The following is a 26842-nucleotide window of genomic DNA, read 5'->3' on the forward strand; positions in this document are numbered from 1 at the left end:
CGTGAAAACCATAACGAAGCAAATCACCTTATCGCTGAAAAATCCGTTTATTCGTCACCATGTGGTATACGGACAAGAAGTGCTTCCAGGATTGGCTTATATTGATATGATCTATCAAATATTCAGAGAACGGGATTATTCCTTTACCGACCTTCAATTGCGTAATTTATCTATCTATCAGCCGTTAGCTGCTGGACAGGATACAGTGATTATGCTCAATCTCGAATGTAAGGAGAAAAAGGAAGGGCTTTGGCAGATAACGATAAAAGGTTATGAAAAACGTAACGGCAAAACGGACTCTGAAGAGAAACTCTATATCAAAGCAGAAATGCACATCGGTGCTATACCGGCTTTTGAAGAGACACTTGATCTTATTGACATCAAAGAATCTGCCAAAGCCATCGTTCCGCTGCATGATGTTTATGCACAATGCAGACGCCAGGAATTGGTGCACAGCGGATATATGAAGGCGGAAGGTCAAATTTACGAAGGGGAAGACGGCGTTCTCATTGATTTGTCTCTTGGCTCACAAGCCATGCTTCATGCCGAGGGGTTCATGTTCCACCCCACTCTCATTGACGGGAGCGGGGTAGGCTCAAACCACATGCTGTCGTCTTTACTGAAAGGGGAACAGAGGCTGTACTTGCCTCTGTTCTATGAATCTTTTTCCGCTTCAGAACTTTTGCAAACACAATGCACGACGAGAATTAAGCGCTCTTCGATCCGTCGGGAAAAAGAACTCATTTATTTAACGATGGAATTTTTCAACGCTTCCGGAGAAAAAGTGGCTGAATTAAAAAACTTTACAAGTAAACTTGTGCGCGAAGCCGAGCTTATCAATGGGGAACGCAAGACTATACAGCCGAATCAAGAAACAAAGGCAGATATACCTGCTGAATCTGTTACTGCCGGAATGGAAGAAGTGTCTGCGTCAGTCGATCATGCGGGACCATACGGCGAAGCGGAACAATTTGTCAGCCGGTTAATAGCAGACAAAATAAATATCCCGATAGAACAGATCGAAAAGCAGGTCGGTTATTATCAAATGGGTCTGAATTCCTCCGGTTTGCTGGATGTGGTAGAAACCATTAGTGACAAAATCGGCGAGAGTCTTTCCCCGACGCTGCTGTTTGAATATACGACTATCGCGGAACTATCTGCGTTTCTTGCCAAGGAGCACGCCGAACATTTTGCTGCCTCTCATTCCTCTCATCAGATTGATCGGAAAGCTAGCGCAACTGGTCAAGGGGCTTCCGAGAAAGGGGAGGAAAATGTCAGTTCTGCCTCCTCTCACGCTCCTGCACGCATGCCGGCTGTGGAAGGAGACATTGCGATTATCGGCATGGCCGGCCGGTATCCGAAGGCAAACAATATTCATGAATTTTGGAACAATTTGAAAGAGGGGAAAGATTGTATCAGTGAAATCCCTGAATCGCGTTGGGATTGGCATCGCTTTGAAGGCTTAACCTCTCCTTCAGGAAAGAAAATTTCTAAATGGGGAGGTTTTATAGAAGATCCGGATTGTTTCGATCCCCAATTTTTCCGAATAACACCAAGGGAAGCAGAAACAATGGATCCCCAGGAGCGTCTGTTTTTGGAAACATGCTGGGAAACAATTGAGGATGCGGGCTATACGCCGAAGACACTGGCAAAACCCCGAGGCCGGAATAACAGACAGCATGTAGGTGTTTTTGCGGGTGTCATGCATAAGGATTATACGTTAGTCGGAGCTGAGGCTGCATCAAAAGAAAATGTGTTTCCTCTCTCTTTGAACTATGCGCAAATCGCCAACAGGGTTTCGTATTTTTGCAATTTTCACGGCCCAAGTATGGCGGTCGACACGGTATGTTCTTCCTCTCTGACTGCCGTACATCTGGCGCTGGAAAGCATCCGCCACGGCGAGTGCGAAGTCGCATTGGCAGGAGGAGTTAACTTATCACTGCATCCGAATAAATATATGACATACGGGGTTTGGGATATGTTTTCCAGCGATGGCTATTGCCGCACTTTCGGTAAAGACGGGGATGGTTATGTGCCGGCTGAAGGAATCGGTGCGGTCTTATTAAAACCTTTACGCCAGGCGGTGGAAGACGGAGACCGAATTTATGCTGTGATTAAAGGAAGTGCTGTTAACCACGTGGGAACAGTAAGCGGGATTTCTGTGCCGAGTCCTGTTTCGCAGGCTGATCTCATTGAGACATGCCTGGACAAAACAGGGATTGACCCGCGGACCGTCAGTTATGTGGAAGCACACGGAACCGGCACGTCCCTAGGAGACCCGATTGAGGTACAGGGACTGGTGAAAGCCTTCCGGCAATATACACAAGATCAGCAGTTTTGTTCAATCGGTTCAGTGAAATCGAATATCGGGCATGCGGAATCTGCCGCAGGTATCAGCGGATTGAGCAAGGTTGCCCTGCAGCTTCATCATCAGACGCTTGTGCCTTCTCTACATTCAGAGGAACTGAATCCGTATGTAGATTTCAGGAAATCGCCATTTTATGTGCAGCATGAAACAGAAACATGGAAACAGCCTGTTATCAAGGAGAATGGCGAGGAAATCAGCTGCCCGCGCCGGGCGGGGATCAGCTCGTTTGGCGCAACAGGCTCAAATGCGCATATTCTCTTGGAAGAATATATTCCTGAAATAGCGGAGCAGCACGTTTCTTTGCCTGACGTCAAGCCCGTGATCATTCCGCTGTCTGCCCGCAATAAGGAACGGCTTCATGAGTATGCGGAACGGCTGTTGGACTTCCTTCATGATGGCATTCACATTTCAGATTTGGCCTACACATTGCAGGTGGGCCGCGAACCGATGGAAGAACGGGTTGCTTTTGTAGCAAGCGGCATTCCGGAGTTGATCGGACAATTGGAAGCCTTCTGTCAAGGGAAAGAATCGATCCGCAATTGTTGGAACGGCCGCATGAACAGAGGGAACGGCGATCATTCGGACTCTCCCGCAATGGTACATAAATGGTTGGAAGAAGGCAGTTTCGAGATTATCGCCAAACGGTGGGTTGATGGAGTTACTGTAGATTGGAAGCTCTTGTACGGAGAAAACAAACCAAAACGCATCAGCTTACCGACATATCCTTTCGAAAAGGTTCGTTATTGGGTGCCGGAAGCAGAAATCGGAACTGATATGGCGGCAACGAATTCGATAGAAGATCATGTCATTCACCCTCTGCTTCATCAAAACGTATCCGATATGTCGGGCGTGCGTTTTCGGTCGGAGTTTACGGGAAGTGAATTTTTCCTTAAAGATCATGTTATTAAAGGCCAGCGCATTTTGCCTGGAGCCGCTTTTTTAGAAATGGTTCGGGCGGCAGTGGAACAAGCGGTCAGGGAGCAATCGCAAGCCAGCATCCGGCTTCAAAATATTGTCTGGATACGCCCTTTTGCTGTAACAGATCTGCAATCAGACATACACATTCGCCTATATCCGGAAGACAATGGAGAAATCGCGTATGAACTGTATAAGGAGCCTGACAGTTTAGAAAAGGAGCCTATCATTTACGGACAAGGAAGCGCAGTGCTTTATCAGGCTGAAGAACCTCCTGTATTGGACATTCAACAGTTGAAAAACAATTGCAGCCAGCGTATTCTTTCACCCGATGAATGCTACGAAGCTTATAAAAATATGGGGATTGAGTACGGTGCCGGCCACAGGGCGATTGACAAGATTTATGTAGGGGAAAACGAAGCTCTCGCTAAGCTGTCCATGCCGTCTGCCGTTTCCTTTACACAAGACCGTTATATTCTGCATCCAAGCATGCTGGATTCGGCATTCCAGGCATCTATAGGCTTGAAGCTTGGGAACAGAGATTCAAGCCCGACAGAAAGTAAAGCAATGCTGCCTTTCGCATTACAGGATATTCAAATATTCAGAGGCTGCGCGTCCGCGATGTGGGTGCACGTTAGATACAGCCAGGGAAGTACGGCGCAGGACCGTGTCCAGAAGCTTGACATTGATTTGTGTAATGAAGAGGGACTGGTATGCGTGAGAATGAAAGGCTATTCTTCCAGAGTTTTAGAAAACGAAACAGATGGGGCAGACACCGCGCCGGCAATCGGAACGCTATTGTTCGAGCATGTCTGGGAAGAAAAAGCCATTTCAGAAAAGGATAGATCAATTGAATATAAAGAACATAAAGTGATTGTTTGTGATATAGAAGAAAAACTAAGCGAAAGAATTCAAGCACAACTTGACTGTGTGATACTGCATTCTAATCGTCAAGCGATACATGAACGGTTTGAAACGTATGCCGTACAGGCATTTGAAGAAATACAACAGACGCTAAACGCAAAATCGGGCGGAAAGATGTTAATCCAGATCGCCGTCCCTGCACAGAGCAACCCGCAGCTTCTCAGCGGCCTGACAGGACTGCTTAAAACGGCACAGCTGGAGAATCCAAAACTGACAGGCCAGCTGATTGAAATCGATTCCGGTATGAATGCAGACGATATGGCCGGAACAATAAAAGAAAACAGGCTATGCCCGAGTGACAAACACATCCGTTATTGGAACGAAAAACGTTATGTCGGCGAATGGAGAGAAACAGACGCAGAACAACTGGGCGTAAAAGTGCCGTGGAGAGATCAAGGGGTTTATCTTATCACAGGCGGAGCTGGCGGTCTTGGTTTGATATTTGCCAACGAAATTGCACATCAAACAAAAGAGGCTGTATTGATTCTTACAGGACGATCTCCGCTAGATGACAGGAAGATGTCCCAGCTCCAGGAATTACAACATTCGGGAGCGCGCGTGGTCTATAAGCAAGCCGATATCACAGAAAAAGAAACTGTTCATGCTTTAACCGAAGAGATTCAAAAGGAGTATGGCAGTCTGAACGGGATCATTCATAGCGCAGGCATCATCAGAGACAATTTCATCATTAAGAAAAAGAAAGAAGAAATCCAAGAAGTGCTGGCTCCAAAGGTAACCGGTCTGGTCAACCTTGACGAGGCAACGAAAGATATACCGCTCGACTTCTTCATTCTGTTTTCTTCAGGAGCCGGAACAGTGGGAAGCGCAGGACAGGCGGATTATGCAATGGCAAATGCATTTATGAATACATTCAGCGAATACCGGAATAGCCAAGCGGCGTTACACAATCGTTATGGAAAAACACTCTCCATAAGCTGGCCGTTGTGGAAAGACGGGGGCATGCATGTTGATGCTGAAACCGAACAGATGCTGACACGGGATACCGGCATGGTAGCCATGGAAACTGAAAGCGGCATTCAGGCATTATATCGCGGATGGGCTTCAGGAAAAGCGCAGCTGATGGTGGCACAAGGCGTAGTGAAGAAAATCCATTCGTTTTTACAGCAAACGGCAAACAATTCTGCTCAAAATACAAGCGGCAGCAGCGGGCAGCCGTCGTATGCAGAGAACGAAAATGCCGTGCTGAAAGTCCAAGAGGAGTTGCTGAGAGAAAAAGGGGAGAATTATTTCAAAAAAGTGCTTTCTGCTGTTATCAAACTCCCGGTAAACCGTATAGATGCCGCGGCTCCTATGGAAGATTACGGAATAGATTCTATTATGATCATGCACTTGACGGGTCAGTTAGAAAAGGTATTCGGTTCATTGTCCAAAACATTGTTCTTTGAATATCAGAACATTACATCCTTAACAGAATATTTTATTGAATCACACAAGGAAACGATGTTAGACATTTTGGGAATTGAAACAGAAGAAGCGCCTCCTTCTGAAAAGGTTGACATCTCAGTTGCAGAGACCAAGCATGTAAAACCGGTCACTTATGGCCGAAAGAAACCCGGGTTTGCTCCTTTACGAATGAAAGTGCAAGAGCAGCCAAGTAAAAATGATAGTGAAGATATTGCGATTATCGGTATTTCCGGACGCTATCCTCAAGCGGACAACATCCACGAATTTTGGAAAAACTTGAAGGAGGGCCATGACTGCATTACTGAGGTTCCGGAAGACCGCTGGGATCACAGCCTTTATTATGATGAAGATAAGGACAAAGCGGGAAAAACCTACAGCAAATGGGGAGGCTTCATCAATGATGTAGATAAGTTTGATCCGCAATTTTTCCACATCTCTCCTCGTGAAGCAAAAATGATGGACCCGCAGGAACGTTTATTTTTACAGTGTGTTTATGAAACGATGGAAGACGCGGGATATACAAGAGAGCATCTTGGCCGTGAAAAAGATGCTGAACTGGGCGGGAACGTCGGAGTTTACGTCGGGGCCATGTACGAAGAATACCAATTATACGGAGCGCAAGAACAGGTGCGGGGCAGACCGCTGGCTCTGACTGGAAACCCATCCTCCATAGCGAATCGGGTATCCTATTTCTTCAATTTCCATGGACCGAGCATCGCGTTGGATACAATGTGCTCTTCTTCATTAACTGCGATTCATCTGGCTTGCCAAAGTTTACAGCGCGGAGAATGTGAGGCGGCATTTGCGGGCGGGGTCAATGTTTCGATCCATCCAAATAAATATTTGATGCTGGGTCAGAACAAATTTATGTCAAGCAAAGGCCGATGTGAAAGCTTTGGACAGGGAGGCGACGGCTATGTGCCGGGTGAAGGCGTCGGAGCCGCGCTTCTAAAGCCATTGTCTAAAGCTATTAAAGATGGTGACCACATTTATGGAACCATTAAGGGAACAGCCATTAATCACGGAGGAAAAACAAACGGATACTCAGTCCCTAATCCGAATGCTCAGGCAGCTGTAATTAAAAAGGCGCTTACGGAAGCGAAAGTTGATCCGCGGGCAATCAGCTATATCGAAGCGCACGGCACCGGGACATCCCTCGGAGATCCGATTGAAATAACCGGACTGGCAAAAGTGTTTAGAGAACAAACAAAAGACAAACAGTTTTGCGCCATCGGATCAGCCAAATCCAATATCGGCCATTGTGAGAGTGCAGCAGGTATCGCCGGGCTGACAAAGGTATTGCTGCAAATGAAGCACAGGCAGCTGGCACCTTCACTGCACTCAAAAGTACTGAATCCGAATATCGATTTTCTCAATTCTCCATTCAAAGTGCAGCAAGAGCTTGAAGAATGGGAGCAGCCGGTCATTCAAGTGAATGGACAACAAATTGAATATCCAAGAATCGCAGGCATCTCTTCGTTTGGCGCTGGAGGAGTAAATGCTCATGTGCTGATAGAAGAGTATATTCCGAAATCTGAGCCGACGATGTCAGCTCCGAATCAACAGCCGGCCATCATCGTACTGTCAGCAAAGAATGAAGAGAGGCTTCAAAAGCGTGCTGAAAGTCTGCTGGGTGCCATTCGTGACAAAAGGTATTCTGAAAAGGATCTGATCCGTATGGCATACACGCTTCAAGTCGGACGTGAAGCGATGGACGAGCGTTTGGCGCTTGTGGCTGAAAATATGCAAGGACTCGAAGAAAAGCTGAATGAATTTATTGCCGGGAAGGAAAATACCGAACACCTATACCGCGGACAAGTCAAACGCAACAAAGAAACCATGGCCGTGTTTGCGGCTGATGAAGACATGGCAAAGACAATCGAAGCTTGGATACGCAAAGGAAAATATACGAAGTTTTTAGACCTTTGGGTAAAAGGTTTGAACATCGATTGGGACATGCTCTATCAAGATGACAAACCGCAGCGCATCAGCTTGCCTAGTTATCCTTTTGCAAGAGACCGCTATTGGATAGAAGAAAATGAGCGGCAGACCGTCGAAAAAAAATCAGTCAGACCGGTTGAACCGATTAAACCAATTAAACCAATCAAACCAATTAAACCAATTAAACCAGTTGAAACGGTCAAACCTGTCGTTACAGCACAGCCTGTCAGTCAAGAGCCATTGATTTCTCGCAGAGTCAGCGGCAAGCCTGCCAATATCTCTTTGCAGCCCTTAGCAGATCAGGCGATAACACCAAGTAATGGAACTGAAAACTTGCAAAATGTCGCTTCGGAGCCACCACGATCCCTTTCTGTCGAAGTGCTGTGTGATGAACTGACGGCAAGCTTAGCAGAAGTGTTATACATGGACCAGCATGAAGTCGATCCGGATGAAACATTCATTGATATCGGGATGGACTCTATTACAGGGCTTGAATGGATTAAAGCGATTAACAAGCAATATGGTACGTCACTCGTTGTTACAAAGGTGTATGATTATCCGACGATCAGTGATTTTGCGGAATTTTTAAAAAGTGAATTAAGTAAACAAGCTGAAGGTGAAAAAACGGCAGGAGTTTTCGCGGTGAAAGCGCCAGATACACATATGCCGAAAAACCGGACAGAAACAGTCTCAGCTAAACCGGTCAATATTTCTTTACAGCCATTAAGCAATCAGCAGCTCGCTCATAATGAACCCATAGAAGACATTCAGTATGCAGCCGCGGAGATATCGGCGACAAGCCAGTATCCTGAAACAGTTGAAACGCTCCATGAAGAATTGAAGGAAAGTATAGCCGATGTTCTTTACATGGATCAGCACGAGGTGGATATCGACGACACATTCATTGATATCGGAATGGACTCTATTACGGGGCTTGAATGGGTAAAGGCGGTTAATAAGCAGTACAACACGTCATTGACCGTAACCAAAGTTTATGATTATCCGACGATTCGTGATTTTGCGGAATTTCTAAAAACTGAGCTGGTCAAACGAGGCAAAGGAAAAAAGGAAGTCAAGACAAAGAATCTCAATTCGCCTTCAGAAGTGTCTGTAAAGCCTATAGCATCACTTGAGGCGAAGCCGGCAGACATACCGATTCAGCCTGTTCAATTAAAGCCGGTAAAGGAACCCGAAAAGAAAACAGCCCGATTTGAACAAGATTACCCAGCCAATGCGATAGCCATTGTCGGGATGTCAGGAAGATACCCCGGCGCAAGTGACGTAAGCACGTATTGGGATAACTTGGTCCATGCCAGAAATTCAATCAAGGACATTCCGAAGTCTCGGTGGGATGTGAACCAATATTATGACCCGGCTCTGAATCAAAAAGGGAAAATATACTGTAAATCACTAGGAATGTTAGATGATATCGAGCATTTTGACCCGTTATTTTTTAATATACCGCCGTCAGAAGCTGAACTGATGGATCCGCAGCATCGAATATTTTTACAGGAGGGCTATAAAGCATTTGAGGATGCCGGATATAACGCCCAAACATTAAATGATAAAAAGTGCGGAGTCTATCTGGGTATCATGAGCAATGAATACGGGATGATGCTGAATAAGCATCAGGCAAGAGCAAGCGCCACGGGGAACAGTTTTGCTATAGCGGCAGCACGTATTCCGTATTATCTTAATTTAAAAGGCCCTGCCATTCCTATCGATACGGCTTGTTCTTCCTCATTAGTCGGGACCCATTTGGCCCGCCAAGCTCTATTAAATAAAGAAATTGATATGGCGTTGGTTGGCGGCGTGAGCTTATATCTCACTCCGGAATCATACATCAGCATGTGTGAAGCCGGGATGTTATCGCCGGATGGACAATGCAAAGCGTTTGATAATAGCGCAAATGGTTTCGTACCCGGCGAAGGTGCAGGAGCGTTAGTCTTAAAGCGACTCAAAGACGCAGAAGCAGCTAATGATCATATATATGGAGTCATTATCGGTTCCGGAATTAATCAGGACGGAAAAACGAATGGAATTACAGCGCCGAGTGCAAAAAGCCAAATGGACTTAGAACGTGACATATATGAAAAATATGATATACACCCTGAGAGCATCAGTTATGTAGAAATGCACGGCACGGGAACAAAACAAGGGGATCCGATTGAATTAGAAGCCCTATCGACCGTATTTAAAGAGAAAACAGACCGAAAGAAATATTGTGCGATCGGTTCAGTGAAAAGCAACATCGGTCATACATCGGCGGCGGCAGGGGTAGCAAGCGTCCAAAAAGTGTTAATGTGCATGAAACACAAAACACTGGTGCCTACTTTACATTTCACAACGCCTAATGAGCATTTTCAATTTGAGGATTCGCCTTTATATGTAAATACCGAGCTTAAGCACTGGGAAACGAGTAAAGGACAGCCGCGGCGGGCCTGTGTGAGTTCCTTTGGATACAGCGGGACGAACGCCCACCTTGTGATTGAAGAATATCAGCCTAAAAGGCGCAATGACAGGCCATCAGACCAGGATAGCCAAAAGTTATTTGTGTTATCTGCGAAAAAGACAGAGCAATTAAAAGGTTATGCCCGATTGATGAAAGACTTTGCGGAATCCCATGAAGATATAAATCTGGCTGATATGGCATACACCCTTCAGGTTGGCCGGGAGCCGATGGATTATCGGATGGCGTTTTTGGCAGATTCAAGAGAATCGCTTATCAAAACATTAGAGGATTATATCGCCGATGTTCAGCATGCTGAGATTTATTCTGCCCATGTGAAAACGAAAAAAAGTGACATTAAAGCTTTTGAAACAGATGGTGATGCCAAAACATTGCTGCAAACATGGATAGAGAAGAGAAAGATTAAAGAAATAGCAGATTTATGGGTGAAAGGGCTTCGTATAGATTGGAACGAGCTTTATGAAGATCAAAAACCTTATCGAATCAGTCTCCCCGCTTATCCATTTGCAAAAGAGTATTATTGGCTGCCCAAAGAAACAGCTGCAGCAAGCAGCAGTTCTGCAAGTCCTGAAACTGGGGGACAGCATTGCTTTTTACAAAAACAATGGGAGCTTTGCCCGATTGCTGCGAAGGAAAAAGGTAACCGGACGGTGGCCATATTGGCCAGTCCGAAGACAATGACGTTGGCTGAAGAGCTTTCTAAGTATTTCTCAAAATATTATATTTTTGATATTGAAGGACACACCGATTTCTCAGATGCGGACTGGGAGAGTTTCGATGGCGCAGTGGATTTGGCCGGGTGTGAAATGAGCGATAACCAATCCATGAAATGGATCAGCCCGCTGCAAAAGCTGATTGAGCATGGACGTAAACACAAACAAGGTTTAACCGTCATGTGTGTTACAAAAGGGCTGGAATCGTTTCAAAATAGAAATGTCAATTTATTAGGTGCCTCTCGAAGCGGTTTATATCGTATGCTTCAAAGCGAATACAGTTATCTCAAATCGAGACACATGGATGCAGATGAAGCGGCAAAAGAGAGAGATTTGGTGAGGCTGATCGCAGATGAGTTTAGTGCTGACAGTACAGAGACCGAAGTTTGTTATCGGGACGGACAGCGCTATCGAGCATTTTTGGAAGAAAGATCTGCCCATGAGGATAGCGAGCATCAAGCAATATCGTTTCCGGCAGACAAGGTGCTGCTGATTACAGGCGGGACAAGAGGTCTCGGATTACTATGCGCTCGGCATTTTGTGCAAACATACGGGGTTAAACGATTAGTGCTGACTGGCCGTGAGCCGCTGCCACCTCGTGCACAGTGGGAATCATTCAGTCGGCAAAACACGCCGCTTGCACAAAAAATTCAAGCGGTCCAAGAGTTGGAAGCTTTGGGCGCACACGTGCAAGTGCTGTCTCTTTCCCTGTCCGATCCGCATGCTGTGAAAGAGAGCCTTGAAGCAATCCAGCACACCATGGGGGGAATTGGCGGAGTCATTCATTGTGCCGGTATGGTGAATACGAAAAATCCGGCATTTATAAGAAAGTCCGCAGAAGACATTCAACAGGTGTTGGAGCCTAAAGTCGAAGGCCTTCAAACATTATTTGACATTCTCAAAGAAGAGCCGCTGCAATTTTTCGTTCTGTTTTCATCAGTATCAGGGATTATTCCGGTTCTTGCATCAGGCCAAGCTGATTATGCCATGGCGAATGCTTACATGGACTATTTTGCAGAGGCACATTCTGATGATTGTCCGATTGTCAGCATCCAGTGGCCCAACTGGAAGGAAACCGGTTTAGGTGAGGTTCGAAGCAAAGCTTTGGAACAGACCGGGCTGTTAAGCTTGAAAAATGAAGAAGGATTGCACCTTTTAGATCAGATTCTGTCTGAAAAACGACATGCCGTGATCCTACCGGCAGTGCCCGATCTAGATGTATGGCAGCCGCATCAGCTGATGCAGCAGTCGATTCAGCGAGATTCTGTGATAAGTACGCCGTTTCCGAGTTCTGAGGCAAGCGGCGATCAAGCTGTTCAAAACCTGCTGCATGAAACGACAGCCTGGCTTGTAAAGATCTTTTCTGATGAGTTAAAGATAGACCCCAAGGATCTTGAAACCGATGAACCATTTCAAGAGTATGGCGTGGATTCGATCATTTTGGCTCAGTTATTACAGCAGATCAATCAGAAGATAGAAGGGGACATTGATCCGTCCATTTTATTTGAATATTCAACGATAGAGTCTTTTGCAAAGTGGCTGGTGTCTGCTTATGAATCTTCCCTATCAAATGCAGTATGCCGCTCCACCTCAAAAGAGCATGAGTCTGCCATATCTCCGCCTTCACTGAATGCGGTATCTCTTGGCGAAGCGGAACCGGAAAAGAGCCGTGAGATGAAACCGGTGAATCATACAGAAGACATCGCGATTATCGGTCTTACTTGCCGGTTTCCCGGAGCTGACACTCTTGAGTCATATTGGGATTTAATAGCTGAAGGACGATTAGCCATCAGACCTGTTCCGCCTGAACGCTGGGGTTATTCCAGTCCGTATTATGCCGGCGTAATTGATGACCTGGAGCGATTTGATTCTGAATTCTTCCTTATGTCGGAAGACGATGTCAGGGCAATGGATCCTCAGGCTTTAGCTGTATTGGAAGAAAGCTTGAAATTGTGGCATCATGCCGGGTATACACAAAAGGAAATTAAAGGAATGCAGGCGGGTGTTTATATAGGAGGGCGCAGTCAGCACAAGCCTGATCCATCCAGTCTTTCAAAAGCACGTAACCCGATTGTGGCCGGAGGGCAAAACTATTTAGCGGCTAATATTTCTCAATTTTTCGATTTGCGCGGTCCGAGTATCGTGATGGACACAGCTTGTTCCTCTGCTTTGGTCGGTTTAAATATGGCCATTCAAGCTTTACGGAGCGGTGATATTGACGCTGCAGTAGTCGGCGGTGTCAGTTTGCTTGATACAGATGCTGCGCATCACATGTTCCAAGAGCGGGGCCTTTTATGTGAAAAGCCGTCTTTCCATGTATTTGACAAGCGTGCAGACGGTGTGGTGTTGGGAGAAGGCGTAGGCATGGTGTTAGTCAAAACGGTGAGGCAAGCGCTCAAAGACGGAGATTCTATCTACGCCGTCATTAAAGCCGCGGCTGTTAATAATGACGGAAGGACCGCGGGACCCTCTACTCCGAATCTGCAGGCACAGAAGGACGTGATGCAGACGGCGCTCGAAAAAAGCGGCAAAAAACCTGAAGACATCAGCTATATCGAAGCGAACGGTTCTGGCTCGGTGGTGACGGATTTACTTGAGCTTAAGGCGGTCCAGTCCGTTTACCGTTCCAGCGGCAGGGCTCCTTTAGGATTAGGATCGGTTAAGCCTAATATCGGACACCCTTTATGTGCAGAAGGAATCGCCAGTCTCATAAAGGTCGCATTGATGCTGCAGCATCGCCGATTGGTCCCGTTTATGTCGGGTGACCAAAAAATGCCGCATTTTGATATAGAAGAAACTGATTTGTATTTTTGTAAAACACAAGTTGAATGGGCGGCGGCAGAAGTGCCGACTGCAGCGATTAATTGTTTTGCGGATGGAGGAACGAATGCCCATCTGATTGTAGAAGCTTGGCAGGAATCGGTTCAGCGTCCGATTCGAAGAAAGCCTCTGCCGCTTCCGGCATTAAATCGGCAGCCTATTTTAAAACAGAAAGCCGCCGCATCAGCTCGTACCGTGCAAAAGCAAGAGCTTCCGGCCAAGGGTGCTCCTAAAGAAATGTTTTGGAAAACATTCAAATAAGAGAGGAGTGGGGAAGAAATGATAACTGAACAATTAAGCCTATCGTTACAGCATCCTATTATGCAAAATCACAAGGTATATGGACAAGCGTTATTACCCGGCCTTGCTTATATAGATCTCATTTATCAAGTATTTCAAGAACACGGTTACGCTTATCAAGAACTTGAACTTAAACATGTAACCATTTTTCACCCGCTGATCGCGGAAGAGACATATGACATCATTCTTTCTATTCATGTGTCTGAAAGCAACGAAGGAAAATGGGTTATTCAAATTGACGGACAAAAACAGCAAGGAGACTTGTTAACAGACAAAAAACAATATGTAACTGCAGAAATGCATCAAAGAGAATCTGTTGTTTTCAGCGAGACCATTGATATGACTCATTGGGAAAAGACGGCTGACAGAGTTGTGGATTTGCACGATATCTATGACCAGTGCCGCCGCCATGAATTGGTGCATACAGGGATGATGAAGGCAAAAGGACAGATATATGAAACGGGTGAAGGCGCTCTTATTGATATTTCTGTCGGCCAAGAAGCTCTGGTTCATTCCGAGTCGTTTATGTTCCACCCGACTCTCATAGACGGCAGCGGATTAGGGTCAAGCGTCCTGCTCTCGAATACGAATCAAGACAGACAGACTCTTTATCTGCCTTTGTTTTATGAGTCCTTTTCCGCTTCGGATTTATTACAGAAAGAATGTGCGGCTCGCATTCAATCTTCTTCAGTGCGTCAGGAGAAAGAACTTACTTATATGACGATTGAATATTTCAATCAACAAGGAAAAAAGGTAGCCGAGCTTAAAAACTTTGCAAGTAAATCTGTGCGCGAAGCGGAAGCCATCCATCCGGAAAGAAAGGAAACGAATAGGTCTCAAGCAATGATGCAGCGGAACGAATCTGTTCAGACGGCAAGTGCAGACAACAGCCGGGAATATGCTGCAATTGAAGAGTTTTTACGTCAGCTTCTGGCTGAACAGCTTGGAAAACCGGCAGAACTGATTGAAACACATGCCGGGTACTATGAGCTTGGTTTGGATTCGCCTTCCTTGCTTGAAACCGTTCAGGCGATTGGTTCCAAGATGGGGGCGGATCTCTCTCCGACCCTGCTGTTTGAATACACAACCATTGCAGAATTGTCAGCTTATCTTGCTGAAAACTTTTCATTTGGAGATGCGGACAACGTTGTCCGCCAGTCTCCTTTACCTATGCCGGAAGATCCGGAGCCGGAATCATTAAAGGCTGATGAAGCTGTATCGAAAGCCTGCGGAGACATTGCGATCATTGGGATGGCAGGCCGTTATCCCAAGGCTGAAAATATACAAGCATTTTGGAAGAATCTAAAGGCGGGCATGGATTGCATCACTGAAATTCCGCCATCGCGCTGGGACTGGCAGGAATTCAGCCATTTGAAATCGCCTGCCGGGAAGCCTGTGTCCAAATGGGGCGGCTTTATCGAGGATGCAGATTGCTTTGATCCTCAATTTTTCAGAATATCTCCCAGAGAAGCAGAAAACATGGATCCCCAAGAACGTTTGTTTTTAGAGGCTTGCTGGGAAGCGATTGAAGATGCGGGATATACACCAAACACGCTTGCAGCACCGCAAGGCAGACATAAAAGACAGCATGTCGGCGTATTTGCCGGCGTTATGCATAAAGATTACTCCCTGATTGGAGCGGAGGCTTTATCTGAAGACAACCCATTTCCTTTGTCACTGAATTATGCTCAAATCGCCAATCGGGTTTCTTACTACTGTAACTTCCACGGACCGAGTATGGCGGTGGATACTGTATGCTCTTCTTCTTTGACCGCCGTTCATTTGGCAATAGAGAGCATCCGAAATGGAGAATGCGAGGCGGCACTTGCGGGCGGAGTTAATTTGTCGCTGCATCCGGCTAAATATATAAGCTATGGCAGTGTGGGGATGCATTCCAGCGACGGATATTGCCATACGTTCGGTCTGGACGGCGACGGCTATGTATCGGGAGAAGGCGTCGGAACGGTTCTGCTGAAGCCTCTGAAAAAAGCAGAGCAGGATGGGGACCGGATCTATGCCGTCATTAAAGGAAGTGCCATTAATCATGTAGGAAAGGTAAGCGGAATTACCGTTCCAAGTCCTGTGGCGCAAGCTGACGTCATCGAAGCCTGCTTAGAGAAAACAGGAATCAATCCTAGGACCGTCAGCTATGTAGAAGCTCATGGCACAGGCACCTCCTTAGGAGACCCGATTGAAATTCAAGGGCTGATGAAAGCTTTCAGCCGGGATACGCAGGATAAGCAGTTCTGTTCCATCGGTTCCGTGAAATCAAATATTGGGCATGCCGAGTCTGCAGCCGGAATCAGCGGCTTGTGCAAGGTCGCCCTTCAGCTGCACTATAAAACGCTGGTGCCGTCTTTGCATTCACAAGAGCTGAATCCATATCTTAAACTGGATCAATCTCCTTTTTATGTCCAGCATGAAACAAAGGAATGGGAGCCGCCGACATTGACAGAAAACGGGGCTAGCATCACCTATCCCCGCCGTGCCGGATTAAGTTCATTCGGAGCTTCGGGGTCAAATGCGCACCTAATTCTGGAAGAATACATCCCGGCAGCTTCTGTGTCTCCTGCAGCGGAAGCCTCACCGGCTATCATTCCGCTGTCTGCCAGAAACAAAGACAGACTGCAAGCCTATGTGAAGAAACTGCTCGATTATCTTCATGAGGACATCAATCTTTCTGAGCTTGCTTTTACATTACAGTCAGGACGCGTAGCAATGGAAGAGCGGGCAGCTTTTCTGGTGACAGACATAAAGGATTTAATCGTTAAATTAAAAGCATTTGCGGCAGGCAATGAGAAGATCAATGATTGCTGGATCGGACAGGTCAAAGATGTGAATGAGCTTTTTATGTCCAGCGTGAATCAAGCCGCAATGGAATCGGTGCAGAAGCCGATTACTGAAGGCGGTTTGAAGAAATTGGCGGAAGCATGGGTTCAAGGAAAGCAGGCGAATTGGGAAGAATTGTACGGGAATAAGAAGCCGCTCAAAATCAGTGTTCCGACCTATCCGTTTGCAAAAGAACGTTATTGGATCCCGGCACCTGAAACGAAAAACAGCAGCAACGATGCCCAATTACATCCGCTGCTGCACCGAAACACATCAGACTTCACTGAGCAGCGTTTTAGTTCTACCTTTACAGGCGAGGAGTTTTTTCTCTCAGATCATGTAGTTAATGGTCAGAAAATTTTGCCGGGCGTAGCCTATTTGGAAATGGCCCGTGAGGCAGCGGAAAAAGCAGCCGGTGTTCAGGAAGATGAACAAAGAGTGGTGTCACTCAAAGATATCGTGTGGATACGGCCTATCGTGATTGAGAGCGAACCGAAAGAGATACATATCGGCCTTTATCCGGAAGATAGCGGAGAGATTGCCTATGAGATTTATAGTGAACCGGAAGATATGGATGAAAATCCGATCATACACAGTCAGGGCAGTGCAAGGATAGGCGACGTAACGGACATCCCGGCTTTAGACATTAAAACATTGCAGGCGCAATGCAGCCTGGAGACCGTAGCGTCAGACCAATGCTATGAGGCGTTCCGGAAGATAGGGCTTGACTATGGCGAGGGCTATCAAGGAATTGAAAAGGTGCTCGTGGGACAAGACCAATTGCTTGCAAAAATCTCCTTACCCGCTTTCTTGAAAGGCGGCCAGCAGCAATTCATGCTTCATCCTAGTGTAATGGATTCCGCTTTTCATGCTTCGATCGGTTTAATTGTAAGTTCAGTCAACGCAGATACTCACACACACAAACTGTCACTGCCGTTTGCAATGCAGGAACTTGACATCCTTCGCCCTTGCCCTTCTGACATATGGTCCTTTATTCGATACAGTCAGGACAGCAAAGCGGATGACAAAGTGAGGAAGTATGATATTGATTTATGCGATGAGAACGGCAATATTTGTGTGCGGATGAAAGGGGCTTCCATCAGAGCATTGGAAGGAGAACATTCATCTGCATCGAAAACGAATGCGGCAGAAAATGCGGCGCATCTGCCAGTCGGGCATACGATGATGATTCCCGTCTGGGAACCTATTTCTGCAGATGCAGAGGATGATCTTCCAGCTTTTGAAGAGCGGGCAGTTTTAATTGGAGGGTCTGAGGATGACCGGAGATTAATCAAACAACATGATTCGAAGATTACAGTTTTAGATGTTCAGTCAACAGATGATATCTCAGCGATATCGAACAAGCTGCAAGCATGCGGCAGCATTGATCACGTGATATGGATCGCTCCGTCCCGCCAGCTGAACATAATGTCAGAGGATATGTTTATTGAAGATCAGGAAAAAAACGTTCTTCACGTTTTTAAGATTGTCAAAGCACTTCTTCAATCAGGATACGGTGACAAAGCTGTAACATGGAGCCTTGTTACTGTCCAAGCGCAGCCGGTTGTTCAACATGAATCAATAAACCCTTCTCATGCCAGTATTCACGGGCTTGCCGGCACAATGGCTAAGGAATACCCGAACTGGAAAATCCGGCTTCTTGATCTTGAGGAAGACTGCGCTTGGCCAATCAAGCAGATGTTTACACTTCCAGCTGACCGTCATGGGCATGCTTGGGCTTATCGTAATCAGCAGTGGCATCAGCAGGAATTGATCCCGTTTCAACACTCACCGTCAAACAGCACTCTGTATAAAACAGGGGGAGTGTATGTGGTTATCGGCGGTGCGGGATACATTGGTGAAGCGTGGAGTGAATATATGATCCGCAGCTATCAGGCGCAGATTATTTGGATTGGGCGCAGTCCATTAAATGACGCCATCCAGGCTAAATTAGACCGTCTTGCAAACGTCGGACCTATGCCTCACTACATTGCTGCCGATGCAGCTGATGTAAACTCCTTGCAGCAAGCTTACGAAAAAGTGAAAGAGCGTTATGCCCACATTCACGGCGTCGTTCATTCAGCGATGAACTTATCTGAGCAAAGTCTGGAAAATATGAGACTTGAAGAATTCAGATCGGGGCTGGCGGCCAAGGTAGATGTGAGTGTGTGTATGGCTCAAGTATTTGAGCGGGAAGATTTGGATTTTGTCCTATTTTTCTCCTCGCTTGTGGCTTATATCAAAAATGTGAAGCAAAGCCATTATGCTTCCGGCTGCGCTTTTGCAGATGCTTTTGCTTACCGGCTTTCCCAAAACTGGACGTGTCCGGTAAAAGTAATGAATTGGGGATATTGGGGAAACAGCGAAGCGGCTGGTGATGAGAATTTTGTCCAGCTCATGGATCAAATAGGCCTAGGCTTGATTGAACCGGAGGCAGGCATGAACGCATTACAAGCACTGCTTTCGGGGCCTGTCAGCCAAGCGGCTTTCATTCATACAACCAAACCGGTTGCTGTAGAAGGCATGAATCAGAAGGAGGCCATAACCGTTTACCCGCACCAGCCTCAGGTTGACGTCAAAAGCTTGAAAGGGCGTTTGTCAGAAAAAGGGTCAAATGCAGACCATATAAAAGGAGTAAAGCATGAGGAACTGGATGATTTCCTTTACAGGCTTCTTTTAGGTCAATTGCAAACGGCCGGGTTGTTTAAAGGTGACAGATTATCTGCGGAACATTTTAAACGAAACAATAAAACCCGTGATTTTTATGAAAAATGGCTTCAGCAAAGCATAGCGTTCCTTCTGGAGCATCACGATCTTAAGCAAGATGGAGAGTCATTGGTGACAAAAGACAGAGCAAACCAAAATATAGATGAGCTTTGGAAAGAATGGGGCGAGAAAAAGGCAGAGTGGCTGAAAGACAGCAATACGAAAGCAATGGTTGTGTTGGCAGAGTCCATGCTTAAAGCATTGCCGGATATTCTGACCGGAAAAGTGCCAGCGACGGATGTTATGTTCCCTCATTCCTCTATGGAATTGGTGGAAGGAATCTATAAACACAATCAAGTTGCAGACTACTTCAATCAAGTGCTTTCTGATACATTAATGGCTTACTTAGAAGAGCGGCTGAAAGAAGACCCGCAAGCATCCATTCGGATCTTGGAAATAGGCGCGGGCACCGGCGGTACAAGTGCGGGCATTTTTCAAAAGCTGAAGAGCTATCAACAAAACATTGAAGAATATTGCTATACAGATCTATCCAAAGCATTTTTGATGCATGCGGAAAAAGAGTATGGCCCAGAAAATCCTTATCTGACATATAAAATCTTTAACGTGGAAGCACCAATTGTAAATCAGGAAATTGATGCAGGCGGCTATGACATTGTGATTGCGGCTAATGTCCTGCACGCTACGAAAAATATCCGCCAAACCTTGCGTCATGCGAAAGCGGTTCTAAAACATAACGGATTACTCTTATTAAATGAAATGGCCGGTAACAGCCTGTTCCCTCATATTACATTCGGACTTTTGGAAGGCTGGTGGCTGTATGAAGACCCTGAGCTTCGTATACCTGGCTGTCCCGGTTTATATCCTGATGCGTGGGAAAAGGCTTTAGAAAGTGAAGGCTATCAATCGGTGTTCTTCCCGGCGGAAAAAGCTCATGACTTAAGCCACCAAATCATTGCGGCACAAAGCAACGGGGTCATTCGCAATGTGACCGTGCCGAAGGAAAACGCGCTTCCGGCAGTAAGGGATTTCCGTTCAAGCCCGTTGAAAGACCCGGCGACTGAACAAATGAACGTGGCGGAGGAAGCCGGACAAACAAAAGATTCCGCACTCCAAGAGAAAAGCACGGAGTATATGAAAAAATTAATCGGAGAAACGCTGAAAATCCCAGCCGGCAAGATTGACTCTTCTGAACCGCTGGAAAAGTACGGTATCGATTCTATTGTCGTCGTCCAGCTGACCAATACGTTACGTAAGGTATTAGATCATGTCAGCAGCACGTTATTTTTTGAGTACCAAACCATTGATGCATTAGTAGCGCACTTAATCAAAACAAAAAAAGAAGCGCTCATAAAGCTGACGGGGTTAGATCATCAAATGCAGAATGACAAGCGAGTGGCAAAGCCGCTTCAGGATGGGCCATCGCAAGAATCGCCGCAGACCTTCAGAAAATCCCGGCGCTATCGCAAGCTTGGAAGCCAAAAGGAGCAAGAAAAGCCATCCCAAGCCATGACCAGCCGAGATGTAGCCATTATCGGCATTTCCGGACGTTACCCTCAGGCGGAAACGGTTGCTGATTTTTGGAACAATCTAAAAGAAGGAAAAAACTGCATTGAAGAAATACCTAAAGAACGCTGGGATTGGAAAACATATTACGATGAAGAAAAAGGAAAAGAAGGGTCGATTTATACGAAATGGGGCGGCTTCATAAAGGATATGGATAAGTTTGATCCTTTGTTCTTTCAAATTTCTCCGTTAGAAGCAGAAAGAATGGACCCTCAAGAGCGATTATTTTTACAAACCGCATATGCAAGTATTGAGGATGCCGGATACACGCCGGAAACGCTGTGTTCAAGCAGAAAGATCGGCGTATTTGCAGGAGTGATGAACAAAAATTACCCTACTGGCTACGGCTACTGGTCCATTGCCAACAGGGTGTCCTATCTTTTGAATTTTCAAGGGCCGAGCATAGCTGTTGATACGGCCTGTTCTTCTTCCCTGACAGCCATTCATTTAGCGCTGGAAAGCATATACAGCGGGTCAAGTGAATGCGCCATCGCCGGAGGAGTCAATTTGATTGTCGACCCGATCCATTACCAGAACTTATCTGTCATGAATATGCTCTCGTCAGGTGATAAATGCAAATCGTTCGGGGACGATGCGGATGGATTTGTTGATGGAGAAGGTGTAGGGGCCGTCATCTTAAAGCCTCTAAAAAAAGCGATTGAAGACGGTGACCATATTTACGGTGTCGTTAAGGGCAGCATGGTGAATAGCGGAGGAAAAACCAACGGCTATACTGTGCCAAACCCGAACGCGCAATGCCAGTTAATGAAGGAAGCCTTTCAAAATGCGAATATTTCGGCTCGGACCATCAGTTATCTGGAGGCTCACGGCACGGGCACGGCATTAGGTGATCCCATTGAAATCGCAGGATTAACAAGAGCTTTTGAGGAAGACACAACAGACAGGCAGTTCTGTGCGATCGGTTCTGCCAAATCCAATATCGGACATTGTGAAAGCGCGGCAGGCATCGCAGGGCTGACAAAAATACTGCTTCAGCTTAAATACGGCCAAATCGCCCCTTCATTGCACTCTGAACGGTTAAATCCAAATATTGAATTCGGCCATACTCCTTTTATCGTCCAGCAAGAGCTCGGAGAATGGAAACGACCGATCATCGACGGGCAGGAGGTGCCGAGACGCGCAGGATTAAGCAGTTTTGGTGCGGGAGGGTCAAATGCTCATATTGTCATAGAAGAATATATTCCGAAAACGGAGACGCCAACGCTATATGCTCAACCGCCGGCTTTAATCGTGCTGTCAGCAAAAAATAGCGAACGGCTTCGGGATAGAGCAGAACAGCTGCTTGCGGCCATCAGTGAAAAGAGATATAGCGAAACAGATCTTGTCAGGGTGGCCTATACCCTTCAAACAGGTCGTGAAGCGATGGAGGAAAGGCTCGGCTTTATAGCAGATTCTATTGAAGACCTTGAGACCAAGCTGAACGATTATATAGAAGGTAAAGAAGATACAGATACTCTGTACCGGGACCGTACTGATCATAACAAAAGAGCATTGGCTGTCTTTTCAGCTGATGAAGATATGGAAAAGATCATAGATGCCTGGATAAGCAAAGGAAAATATACAAAATTACTGGATCTTTGGGTGAAGGGCTTGTCCTTTGATTGGCACAAGCTTTATGGAACCAAGGCGCCGATCCGGATCAGCCTGCCGACATATCCTTTTGCAAAGGAACGTTACTGGGCCTCAGTGAATGAAGAGAAACCAGCTGTAAGGAGAGCGGCATCAGAGGACCATATGGAACAGCAGCAGGAGACGGCAGAAGACTTTCAGATGATGACGTTTAAAGAGGTTTGGAAAGAGATGCGCGCACCTGAAGCAGCCCGTAAGAATATAAAAACGTTGGTTTGTTTTCTCTCTGACCCTGAAAAACAACAAGCATTTGTTTCAGCTGTCCAAACCTTTGACAAAGAGACGCGGATCATTTTTATTTCACAAGGAGCGGCATTTGAAAAACAATCTCAATATCACTATTGTATTTTACGACATGAGCCCGGCACATATAAGGAAGCCTTCCGGCGCATTCAAGAAGAACACGGTGAATTAGATGCGATTCTCTATTTATGGGCGTTAGAGGATCAAAGTTGTATTCAAGATTACTCATGCATTGTATATCTGATACAAGCCATGGCATCTGCAAAGCTTCAGCCTTCCCGGCTGTTATTGGCGGGAGGTTTTGAAAATGGCCTGGACCGCTGCTATGTAGAATCATGGATCGGTTTTGAACGTTCGCTCGGACTGGTCCTTCCGAATACAAAAGTCACAGGCGTTTTTCAAACAACTGACAGCCAGAATCGGATATCAATGGAGGATTGGGCGCGTAAGATCTGGACGGAATTACAGGCTGCAAGCGAACAAACCGTCCTGTATCAGGATGAACAACGTTATGTATCTATCATTGAACCGACAGCCATACAAGCAGGAAACAGCTTATTGAAGCATGGAGGGACTTACCTGATTACAGGAGGATTAGGAGGGCTAGGTTATTTATTCGCCAAGCATTTGGCTGCAAAATATGCGGCAAACATCATTCTTACCGGCCGTTCGCCTGTCAATGAGGAAAAACAAAACCAAATACAAAAATTAAAGAATTTAGGAAGCAGCGTCATCTACGCAGAGGCGGATGTTTGTGATCCGATTGCGATGGGAGACTGCGTGAAACGCGGCATCGAACAGTTCGGAGCTATCAATGGCGTCATTCATGCTGCAGGTTTAGAAAGCGAGTCTGCTATTTTTGAAAAAGAGATGGAAAGTTTCCGTCACATTATTGAACCGAAAATCAATGGAACCATAGCGCTTGATGAATGGCTTAAAAAAGAAACGCTTGATTTTATCTGTTATTTTTCATCATCATCCGCTATTTTAGGAGACTTTGGTTTTTGCGATTATGCGATAGGGAATCGATTTCAAATGGCTTACGCACATTATAGAAATGATCATCTCAATCAAGGCAAAACATTTGTCATCAACTGGCCTGTGTGGAAAGACGGAGGTATGGCAATCGGTGATGCCGAGACAACCGATATGTATCTGAAATCAAGCGGCCAGCGTCTATTAGAGGCAGATGAAGGTATCGGCATATTTGAACGAATCTTATCTCAACAAGATACGCAGCATCTCATTATAGCAGGTCAGCCTAGCCGCGCCCGGCGCTTTTTGGGACTCAATGAACATATACAGCCTGAACCGGCCCTTTCAACTCATCCCGTAATAGAAAGACAAGATGAGAACAAGTCATTAAGTGTGGAAAAACGTCTTGAAATGGATTTGAAAGAGCATATCCATACTTTGCTCAAAATCTCAAAGGACAAGTTAGAGATGAATAAAAATTGGGCCGACTTCGGATTCGATTCGATCTATTTGGCCAAATTCTCAAACCTATTGTCCGACCATTACAAAATTGAAGTAACACCGGCTTTATTTTTCGGCTATTCCACTCTAAAAGAACTGATCCGATACTTTTTAACGGATCATAAAGAGATGATTGAAGAATTTTACCGGGAAGACGTTCGGAAACAGCCTGTCTTGCTAAAGTCTCCAGCTGCAACGGGTGATGCGCCAGCAGCTAAAGGCGAAGAATCCCGAAAAAGTGTTCAGCAAAATCATGCAGAGCCGATCGCCATTATCGGAATGAGCGGCAGATTTCCTCAGGCAGATACGGTTCAGGAATTTTGGGACAATCTGAAGAACGGAAAAAATTGCATTTCGGAAATTCCAAAAGAACGATGGGATTGGCGTGATGGTAACGGGGATTCAGAAAAAGCAGTGCCAAGATGGGGTGCATTTTTGAATGACATAGACCGATTTGATCCGCTGTTTTTTCAAATATCACCTAAAGAAGCGGAAAGCATGGACCCGCGCCAGCGCATTTTCTTAGAGGAAGCATGGCATACATTTGAAGACGCAGGATATATGGGAAAACGGATTAAAGGAAAGTCTTGCGGCGTTTATGTGGGTGTGGAAGAAGGGGAATATGCGCATTTAACCGGTGATACGGATTACATTAATGGCACCCAAAACGCCACATTATCTGCCCGAATCGCATACGCTTTGGATTTGAAAGGGCCTAATATGTCGTTAACAGCGGCGTGTTCCTCAGGGCTCGTCGCCATTCATCAGGCATGTTCGGCATTACGCCAGGGAGACTGTGAAATGGCTTTAGCCGGCGGTGTCAGCCTGAATATGACTCAGATGTCATATGCGGCGCTGACTAGGGCTGAAATGCTTTCTCCAAACGGGCAATGTAAAGTATTTGATCAGGATGCAAATGGGCTCGTGCCTGGCGAAGCGGCAGCAGCTGTGCTGTTGAAACCATTATCAAAGGCGATTGAAGACAAAGATCACATTTATGGATGTATAAAGGCAAGCGGGGTCAATTATGACGGGAAAACAAACGGTATCACAGCCCCTAACCCTTTCAGCCAGACGGAATTGATAGAAAGCATTTATGATAAATTTCAAATCAATCCGTTGGATATCCAATATGTGATGGCGCACAGCACCGGATCAAATATAGGAGATCCGCTCGAAGTCCAAGCGTTAACGAGGGCATTCAATAAATATACAAAACAGAAGCAATTCTGTGCAATCGGTTCTATTAAATCGTTAATCGGACACACATTTGCCGCTTCAGGTGTCGTTAGTTTAATCAGCATGCTGATGGCTATGAATGACCAAACCATTCCGGCGACACATCATTGTGAAACAAGCAATTCATATATTCAGTTTAATGAAAGTCCCTTTGTGCTCCATAAAGAAAATCAGGCATGGAAAAAGAAAAACGGCATGCCGAGGGTGGGAACGATCAGCACGACGGGCATAAGCGGAACCAATGCACATGCAGTAGTGGAGGAATATGACATAACGCGTTCACACTCAACTGAGTGCCCGCAAGTCATCGTACTTTCTGCTCAAAACGAGGAACGGCTGCAAGCTGTTGCCCGAAAAATGCTTGAGTATGCCGAGCATAATGAATTTTCTTTACCTGACTTTGCCTATACGCTGCAGGTCGGAAGAGAAGCAATGGAAGCCCGTTTGGCAATGGTTGTGAACAATAAAGAAGAACTGGTGCGAAAATTGAAGGAATATGACGAAGCGGTGAAGAATGGTGAATCATTCGAAACTTTTGCATCTCTATTTACGGGGAATGCGGAAGAGAATCAAGAACTCCAAGACGAAGCGGTTTTACAAGTTTTCGTCAAAGAAAACAATTTGCAAAAAATCGCACAGTATTGGACCAAAGGAAACGACATGTCATGGGAATTACTCCATAACGGCAATGAAGTTCGCACTATCCCTTTACCCGGCTATCCATTTGAAAGGGAACGCTATTGGGTGTCAACAGGCAAAAAGGAACAAAACGGGCCAAAAGCCATAAAGCAGTCTATAGAAGAAAATGAAACGGTTCAAGTCTTAGAAGACCAATCAATCCAGGAAAAAATGCAGGAATGCATTGTGCAATTTTTATCGCGGGAGCTCAACCTAACGCGGCATCAAATCAGCTTCAAAAGAAAATTTCTAGATTACGGACTGGATTCCATTCTTGGCCGAAAACTGATGCGTCATATAGAAAAAAATGTTCATATCAGAATCACCGGACGCGACATTCTCGAGTTTCAGACGGTCCAGTCATTAGCAGCTCATTTGGCGTTAAAAGCTGACGGACAAAATCAGCCTATAAAAGTCCCGTCAGCAAAGAAAACGAGTTCATACACTGATGAGCAAATCATCGGCATGATGAAAGAGGTGGCGCAAGGGAAATTGGATTTTAAGAGTGTGCAAACCATCATAGAAGGGAGTAAATAGCATGAATCATAAAGACATTCTTGA

2 protein-coding genes are annotated in these 26842 nt (G+C 45.8%); both read left to right on the top strand.

What is annotated here, in order from left to right:
- The first annotated feature begins 1 nt into the window (after position 1).
- Positions 2-13837 carry a type I polyketide synthase gene (locus AAHT65_RS16025; RefSeq protein ID WP_343310494.1) on the top strand — a complete coding sequence of 4612 codons (13836 nt, stop codon included), beginning with the start codon at positions 2-4 and terminating at the stop codon, positions 13835-13837.
- Between the two features lie 18 nt (positions 13838-13855).
- Positions 13856-26818, top strand: coding sequence for an SDR family NAD(P)-dependent oxidoreductase (locus tag AAHT65_RS16030; RefSeq protein ID WP_343310495.1), 12963 nt, complete (start codon positions 13856-13858; stop codon positions 26816-26818).
- Positions 26819-26842: the final 24 nt, after the last annotated feature.

Source organism: Bacillus atrophaeus (genome assembly GCF_039519175.1).
GTDB lineage: Bacteria > Bacillota > Bacilli > Bacillales > Bacillaceae > Bacillus > Bacillus atrophaeus.

Excerpts from the sequence above, each read along its gene's own strand:
- AAHT65_RS16030 (WP_343310495.1), top strand. The coding sequence starts at position 13,856 with ATGATAACTGAACAATTAAGCCTATCGTTACAGCATCCTATTATGCAA.